The sequence below is a fragment of the Mycobacterium sp. TH-M82 genome (assembly GCF_057473605.1).
In genome coordinates this window covers 1-6942 of record NZ_JBYCKY010000778.1, presented here as the reverse complement: position 1 = coordinate 6942, position 6942 = coordinate 1, and the positions used below count along the sequence as shown (strand labels likewise).

The following is a 6942-nucleotide window of genomic DNA, read 5'->3' as shown; positions in this document are numbered from 1 at the left end:
ATCGGGGTCGATCGCGATCACCTCGGCGTTCAAGAAGGTGTTGCCGTCATGACCGTGGATCTTCGGGGTGTCCAGCAGCAGGGATTCGAGGGGATCGTGATCGGCGAACACCTCTAACTGGATATTCGGCACAAAAGTCATATACGGATTCCGATCCACCACGACAAGCTCGACGGCGTCACCGGCGTGCTCGCGGATGAACCGGGCCGTCGTCAGCCCGGCAAAGCTACTCCCCAACACCAGGACCCGTGGTTTGGTCTGCGTCATCGTGATCGCTCCCTTCAAAAGTTGATTGCCAATAGTTGATTGCACCCCAGGCATCTGCGGTACGCCTCAAAACGTCAGAACCTGCCAGCCTGCCGCCAGAAGGGGCCGAACTTTCCCGAGTGGGTCAGTGAGGGTTCCAAGCTGGTAACCAGGGTCAGAAATTCGTTCGCTAATTTTAATCGTTGCGCATGGGTGGTTTCGCGATAAATCGAGTTGACGAGTGCGATGATTCACGTCCGGCATTACCAGAGCTTCCGAAGTTGCGTCCGCGTCCGGCCGGTAGTTTATAGACGCCCACCCGAAATATGCCATAATGTTTTTCTCTACTGCCATCCACAACCCGCTACTTCGATAAAATCCGGCAAAACCTTACTGTGCGAGCCGCGACATAATAAGACTAGAGCTCCCAGCGGTTTTTGTCGCCGCTAGGAGCTACCAGCGACAGTCCGCGGTGTTCACTCCAGCGTCACAACCACCTTGGCCGCCCTGGCGAGGGTATTGGTAACGGGAGAGCGTTCCTTTCCGGCCTGGACCACGGCTTCGATTTCTTCCCGGCTCGCTCTCGGCGCGACGATCTTCAACTTGGCGCGAAACTCCTGGGCACCAGATCCTTGTTCGGCGGTGATCCCCGCGGTGATACCTAAGAACAGCGACGCCACGTCGAAGTCAGTTTCCACCTCGCAGGTGTAGCTTTCCAGTTCGATTCCCCGAGACGCGGCAGTCCCCACTATGTTGCACGCCAAGCAACCCGCGAGGCCCTGCAGCAGGTACTCGGCCGGCGTGGGCGCCGTATCGTTGCCGAGCAGTGAGACAGGATGGTCGCTTGTCATCGTGAACTTCTTCCCAGCCCGGCCGGTGTCGGTGTCGCCTCCCTGGGTCATCGCTGCAATCTGAGAGCTAACCAGGCAACCACCGTGCCACTGGGAGTTGGCCCTGAAGGTCACCTTGGCCAGATTGCGATCATTCCTCACCGCTTCAACCATCGTTGTCAACGCCTTCATATCGACGCCGTCGAGCACATTCGTGTTCCCCATCATCAATCTCCAATCATCTCTTGAATTACCGCGCAACGTCGTTGATTGCTGTGCACGGTGCACCGTATCTTCGTGATGCGGATGTATACACAATCGCAGTTACTTGCACTGTGCAGATAGGGACTTTCGACCCTTATCTCGAATTTTCGTGCAGCGTTATGTGCGGGAGGGTGTTGTCGGTTCTCGCCCGGCGATCGGGATCGAGACCGGCCGCGGCCCGTGGGTCGCGGCCCGCGCACACACACAAGATGATCTGGGAACGCGCCCGGATCCAGGCCGCGCTACGCGGCGTGCAAGCGGACCGGGCAATGGTGATCACCACCGCGGACGCAGTGACCACCCGCGCCGCGGACGCAGTGCTGAGCGTCCTTCATGAACAGGTTGAGACCTTGGAAACTCAGGCCGAAGCGTCTTTTGGTCGGCACCCGGACGCTGAGATCATCCTGTCCCAGCCCAGGATAGGCCCGTCCCTCGGTGCCGGGATGCTCGCCGAGTTCGGTGGTGACCCCGGCCGCTACACCACCGCGAAGGCCCGCAAGAACTACGCGGCCACCAGCCCGATCACCCACGCCTCCGGGAAGAACGAGGACGACAAGGGTTGATGCGCGCACCGACGGCTCCGGCAGGATCGATCGGGGTTAGAGCCATCGAACCTAGATCACGTCCGTGCGCCCTACCCGCACGCTCCCCGACCCACCTCGATGCCATCAGGAGAGCCGAAAAACCGCCGCCTTAACCTCAACAGAGGAGTACCTGCTATCACGTTGCGGGTCCTGCCCATGCCCGTCGTCACCGTAGAGCTGCCATGGTTGTTGGCGTACCGCTTCTGGCATCCGATCGGGGCCATACCCTTTGTCGGCCGGAACGCATTTTATGCAGATGACGGACTGAACGTAGCGTTGCATAAACCGTGCTGGCGAGCCGGGTGAACGTATCTGCCCGACGATGCGTTTGTCAGCCTTTGATCAGACCGTATTCCACGAGCAGTTCGCCAATTTCGTTGTTGGTCATCTTATCTACGAGGCGTTGGCGCAGGATCTCCGGGATGGGGATGTCGACTTCCTTGCCGTCGCGCAGGTGCACGGCGGCGGCCAGGAGTTCGCGGATGTCGTAGGTCGAGTTGAACACCTCCGGGACGCCGCGGTCCACGCCGAGTAGCCGATAGGCGGCCTCCATGCCGGTGCGCACCGAGTATTCGGTCGTGAAGATGCAATCTCGGGTGGTCTCGGCGAACTGGCCGACGAACGCGAAGTTCACGGCACCCTCAGGAACCACGTCCGGGCGGTCACCAGCTGCACGCGGCATGAAGAATGCGGTCACATAGGGCATCATCACCGGCACCGTCTTGGCGCCGCTGGCCGCCAGTTCGGGAATCTCGTCCTCGGGCACGCCCAGGTGATAGAGCCATTCCCGGGTGATCTCCTCGCCGGTGCAGTCCTGCATCGGCTTGTCGACGTAATCACCCGGCACGTCGACGAACAGTGCATACAGCCACACCACGATCTGGTTGGGCGGCTGCTGCTTGAAGTGGGGCTGACGGCTGACCGTCCAGCTCAGCAACCACTTGGAATCTCGCGCTGTCACGATGCCGCCGGTGACGATCTTGCCGCTGAACGGATCCCGCTTGCAGATTTTGTGGATGTACTCCGGGATCCGGTGATCCAGCGTGGTGACAGTGGCCGACTCCCATTTGGTGTCGGGGATATGGCTGCCGAACACGTCTGGGCGCCCGAAGCAGGGATCGTTGGCCGCGATGCGCCGCCATAGCTCCCACGCCGGTGCCGGGCCGGTGTCGAGCTTTGCGGGGGTGTGGTTGTCGCCGTTGTCGGAGTTTTCGGTCAGCGAGCCGATGGTGGTCAGCACCAGGTCGTCGGGCCCGAGGTCAACCCCGTCCGAGATGCCGTCGCGAATCCAGTGAATTCTGGTGGCCTGCTTGAGATCTGCACTGATGCCGAAGTCGATGTCGATGACTTCGGTGTTGAAGTGAAACGTCACGCCGTGTTCGAGCAGCCATGTGTAGAGCGGCAGGACCAGCAACTCGTACTGGTTGTATTTGGTGAACTTAAGCGTCGACAAGTCGGGCATTCCGCCGACGTGGTGGATGAACCGGTGCAGGTAGAGTTTCATCTCCAGCGCGCTGTGCCACTCCTCGAATGCGAAGATCGTGCGCCAGTACAGCCAGAAGTTGCTGTCGAGGAAGTCGCGGCTGAACACCTCGTTGATGCGTTTGTTCTCCATCTCTGCGCGCGAAGCGAGGAAGACTTTGAGGATCTCCTTTTGCGCCTTGGCGTTCAGGGCGAACAAACCGTCAGTGTGGGCGTCCTGACCTTGGTTGACGGTGGCGCGGCACAGACTTCGGCTCGGGTCGTCCTTGTTGAGCCAGTAGAACTCGTCGAGCACGCTGGCGCCTTCGATCTCGATGGATGGCACGGACCGAAACAGGTCCCACAAGCATTCAAAGCGGTCCTCCATCTCGCGGCCGCCGCGAATGGCGAAGCCCCGCTTGGGCTCTTTGATGCCGTCGAGTGCCCCGCCGGGCAGTGGGAGTCGTTCCAGGATGGTGATCTTGGCTCCGGGCAGCTGGCCGTCGCGGATCATGAATGCCGCGGCCGACATCGATGCTAGGCCGGCGCCTACCAGCCAGGCGGTCTTGTTCTCGATGCCCTCGGGTTTGCGGGGGCGAGCGAAGGCTTCGTAGTTTCCGCTGCTGTAATACATGACGTTTCCCTCCGGTCCATCACTTGTACTTGTAGAAGCCCTCGCCGGTGGCGAGACCGAGCTTGCCCTTTTCGATGTAGTTCTCCTTGAGCCAGGCGGCGATCTTCTGTGATTGGGCATCCCCGCGGACCATGATGTTGTACGGCGTGGTGAGGCCGATGATGTCGAGCATCTGGAAAGGGCCCAGCGGCGCACCGGTGGCGATGCACCAGGTGCTGTCGACATCCGGCGGGTCGGCATATCCGCCGAAGGCCAGCTCGGTGGCGGCGTTCAGGAACGGCACCAGCAGCGAGTTGAGCACATAACCCGCTTTCTCCTTGTGCAACGCGATGGGCACCATGCCGATGGCTTTGGCGAATTCGACGACCGCGGCATAGACGTTGGGATCGGTGTCGGTACTGCCCATGACTTCGGCGGTGTTGAACTGCCAGACCCGGTTGGCGAAGTGCAACGCCAGGAATCGGTCGGGGCGACCCGTCGCATCCTTGAGATCGCTGGGCAGCAGCGTCGAGGAATTAGTGGCGAAGATCGCCATGGGCGGCGCAAGGGTGGCGAGCTTCTCGAAGGTCTCCCGTTTCAGCGCGAGGACCTCGGGAACCGCCTCGATGACCAGGTCGGCATGCGCCGCGGCTTCGGCGAGGTCTGAGGTCAGGGTGATCCGATTCAGCGCCGCGGCCGCTGCTCCGTCCTTGGCGTCGGGAACCTCCTCGACGTAGGTAGCCACCAGGGCGTCGTAGCGTTTTTTGGCGGCCTCCAGCGCGTTGTCGTTGATGTCGTAGGAAACGACGGTAAATCCCTTGAACGCCGACTGGAAGGCGATCTGGGAGCCAAGAACACCGGCACCCAGGACTGTCACATTACGGATGTCAATACTCATGAGTCGCTCCGTTCGGCGAGGATGATGCCACCGATTGCGACGGCGTGCGCGTTCGGCTCGGCAGGTTGAACATCGGTTCGACGGCTAGGCAGGGTGATGACCGCATCGTTATTCCTAAGCCAATTGAATTCTTCATGACATCCTCGACCACTACTCTCGGAGCGATCAAAACACCTGGGATGAAGCCGCTCATAGATCCAAAAGGCCTCGACCGGTTGGGAATCCGGGCCTGCATTTTCCCACCGGATCGAACGGCCCGCCCGGATATCTGGGGGCCGCTACACGCTGGATGACGGCTGGTCGTCGTCGACCCCTGAGTTCCGATCCCGAACTGGTCATCGTCGGTGCAGCGGGGTCGGTTCGTGAAGCCATCCCCAAACATCTGCTCAATGAAGAACTGCGACTTGGGTTCCAGCCGATCCGTGCCGAAGTACCGTTCCGCGACATCGAGGACCTGGCCCGCGATTGCCAGCCCAAGCTGATCGGCGAGGAAGCGGATGTCGGTGAGGTCTCGATCCTGTCGTGCGGCCCGGACCTTCAGCAAACCCGCGGACGGGGCCGTCTGACATAGGCCCCGACCGATCAGGACTTTTGTCCCTATCCGCCACACCGGTCGAATGGTCGGATATCCCTGGGATTCAAGGATCAGGAGGAGGCGTGGCGATGAGCAGTTTCACCGAGGCAAGGCTGCGGGAGCTGGCAGCGGGATACCGCCCCGAGATCCATGGAGTCCATGCGGCCGACCTGCTGCGCTGGACCGACGAGACCTTCGGCGCCGACGGTTACGTGGTGGCCTCCAACATGTCGGATGCGGTGCTGGTCGATCTAGCCGCAAAGGTGCGCCCGGGCGTGCAGGTGCTGTTTTTGGACACCGGCTATCACTTTCCTGAGACCCTGGGCACCCGTGACGCGGTCGGGGCAACCTACGACATCCGGTTGCTCAACATCATTCCGGAGCACACGGTAGCTGAGCAGGACCAACTATTGGGCAAGGACCTCTACGCCCGCGACCCCGACTTGTGTTGTCACCTGCGCAAAGTCGTCCCGCTGGCCAACACGCTGCACGGGTATTCGGCGTGGGTCACCGGGCTTCGCCGCGCTGATGCGCCAACCCGCGCCAACGCGCCGTGGGTCAGCTTCGACGAGAAGTTCAAGGTGGTGAAAGTCAACCCGCTGGCCGCATGGTCCGACCAGGACATGGCCGACTACATCGCTAAAAATAACGTGCTGGTCAATCCGCTCGCCGACGAAGGCTATACGTCGATCGGCTGTGCCCCGTGCACCGTGAAGCCAGCGCCCGGCGCCCACCCGCGCAGCGGACGCTGGCCAGGGCACCCCAAAACCGAATGCGGACTGCATATCACGTGAGCTCTGTCATCTGATCGCGGGCTCAACAAGCAAGTGGCGGCCCGCGAGCGGGTGGCGCAGCCGACGGTGGGCAAGTGGCGGGCCCGGCTCGTCGAATCGCGGCTGGACGGACTGGTCGACGACCCGCGCCCGGTCCGACCCGCGTCGGTGACCGCCGAGCAGGTCGAAGACGTGGTGGTGGCCACCCTGGAATCGACCCCCGCCGACGCCACGCACTGGTCGCGGGCATCGATGGCCCAGCGCTGCGGGCTGTCCAAGTCCACGAGTCCAACGACCCGCTGTTTGTGAACAAGGTCTATGACATCGTCGGGCTCTACCTGGACCCGCCCGAGGCCGCGGTGGTCCTGAGTGTGGACGAGAAGTCCCAGATCCAGGCGCTGGCGCGCAGCCAGCCGGCATTCCCGGTGATGCCCGGCATGCCCGAGAAACGCACCCACGACTACGTCCGGCATGGCACCACCAGCCTGTTCGCCGCCTTCGACATCAGCGACGCCACCGTGATCACCTCCCTGCACCGCCGACACCGCGCGATCGAGTTCCGCAAGTTCCTCGCCAAAATCGACGCTCGGGTTCCCGCCCACCTCGACGTGCACCTGGTCGCCGACAACTACGGCACCCACAAGGCACCCACCGTGGCGACCTGGCTGGACAACCACCCACGCTTCCACATGCACTACA

The 6942-nt window shown here is 61.8% G+C and carries 8 protein-coding genes and 1 pseudogene; 5 read left to right on the top strand and 4 right to left on the bottom strand.

The genetic code is table 11. The features are described 5' to 3' along the window. Together AC2VON_RS23090 and AC2VON_RS23085 are read right to left on the bottom strand one after the other, a co-directional pair. Positions 1 to 267, bottom strand: a pseudogene (locus AC2VON_RS23090) (hypothetical protein); the annotation flags it as partial. Between the two features lie 455 nt (positions 268 to 722). Further along, on the bottom strand, positions 723 to 1286 hold the full coding sequence (locus tag AC2VON_RS23085; protein ID WP_486954932.1) for an OsmC family protein: 564 nt from the start codon (positions 1284 to 1286) through the stop codon (positions 723 to 725). Between the two features lie 263 nt (positions 1287 to 1549). Between AC2VON_RS23085 and AC2VON_RS23080 the strand changes: the two genes are divergently transcribed. Continuing rightward, the gene (locus tag AC2VON_RS23080; protein ID WP_486954931.1) at positions 1550 to 1903 is read left to right on the top strand and encodes a transposase; all 354 of its coding nucleotides are present in this window, start codon (positions 1550 to 1552) and stop codon (positions 1901 to 1903) included. Positions 1904 to 2255: 352 nt separating this feature from the next. Here AC2VON_RS23080 and AC2VON_RS23075 read toward each other — a convergent pair whose 3' ends face one another. Both AC2VON_RS23075 and AC2VON_RS23070 read right to left on the bottom strand, forming a co-directional pair. Next, on the bottom strand, positions 2256 to 4019 hold the full coding sequence (locus tag AC2VON_RS23075) for an oleate hydratase (protein ID WP_486954930.1): 1764 nt from the start codon (positions 4017 to 4019) through the stop codon (positions 2256 to 2258). Between the two features lie 19 nt (positions 4020 to 4038). Then, positions 4039 to 4896 carry a 3-hydroxyacyl-CoA dehydrogenase gene (locus AC2VON_RS23070; protein ID WP_486954929.1) on the bottom strand — a complete coding sequence of 286 codons (858 nt, stop codon included), beginning with the start codon at positions 4894 to 4896 and terminating at the stop codon, positions 4039 to 4041. A 289-nt stretch (positions 4897 to 5185) separates the two neighbouring features. Here AC2VON_RS23070 and AC2VON_RS23065 point away from each other — a divergent pair, with 289 nt between their 5' ends. The 4 genes from AC2VON_RS23065 to AC2VON_RS23050 all read left to right on the top strand — a co-directional run. Then, positions 5186 to 5467, top strand: coding sequence for a hypothetical protein (locus AC2VON_RS23065; protein ID WP_486954928.1), 282 nt, complete (start codon positions 5186 to 5188; stop codon positions 5465 to 5467). Positions 5468 to 5559: 92 nt separating this feature from the next. Beyond that, positions 5560 to 6264, top strand: coding sequence for a phosphoadenylyl-sulfate reductase (locus tag AC2VON_RS23060; protein WP_486954927.1), 705 nt, complete (start codon positions 5560 to 5562; stop codon positions 6262 to 6264). A 33-nt stretch (positions 6265 to 6297) separates the two neighbouring features. Next, on the top strand, positions 6298 to 6552 hold the full coding sequence (locus AC2VON_RS23055; protein ID WP_486954926.1) for a helix-turn-helix domain-containing protein: 255 nt from the start codon (positions 6298 to 6300) through the stop codon (positions 6550 to 6552). Continuing rightward, the coding region (locus AC2VON_RS23050; protein ID WP_486954925.1) for a transposase at positions 6549 to 6942 on the top strand (394 nt) is incomplete at its 3' end. The genes AC2VON_RS23055 and AC2VON_RS23050, both read left to right, overlap by 4 nt.

Excerpts from the sequence above, each read along its gene's own strand:
- AC2VON_RS23080 (WP_486954931.1), top strand. The coding sequence starts at position 1,550 with ATGATCTGGGAACGCGCCCGGATCCAGGCCGCGCTACGCGGCGTGCAA.
- AC2VON_RS23075 (WP_486954930.1), bottom strand. The coding sequence starts at position 4,019 with ATGTATTACAGCAGCGGAAACTACGAAGCCTTCGCTCGCCCCCGCAAA.
- AC2VON_RS23070 (WP_486954929.1), bottom strand. The coding sequence starts at position 4,896 with ATGAGTATTGACATCCGTAATGTGACAGTCCTGGGTGCCGGTGTTCTT.
- AC2VON_RS23065 (WP_486954928.1), top strand. The coding sequence starts at position 5,186 with ATGACGGCTGGTCGTCGTCGACCCCTGAGTTCCGATCCCGAACTGGTC.
- AC2VON_RS23060 (WP_486954927.1), top strand. The coding sequence starts at position 5,560 with ATGAGCAGTTTCACCGAGGCAAGGCTGCGGGAGCTGGCAGCGGGATAC.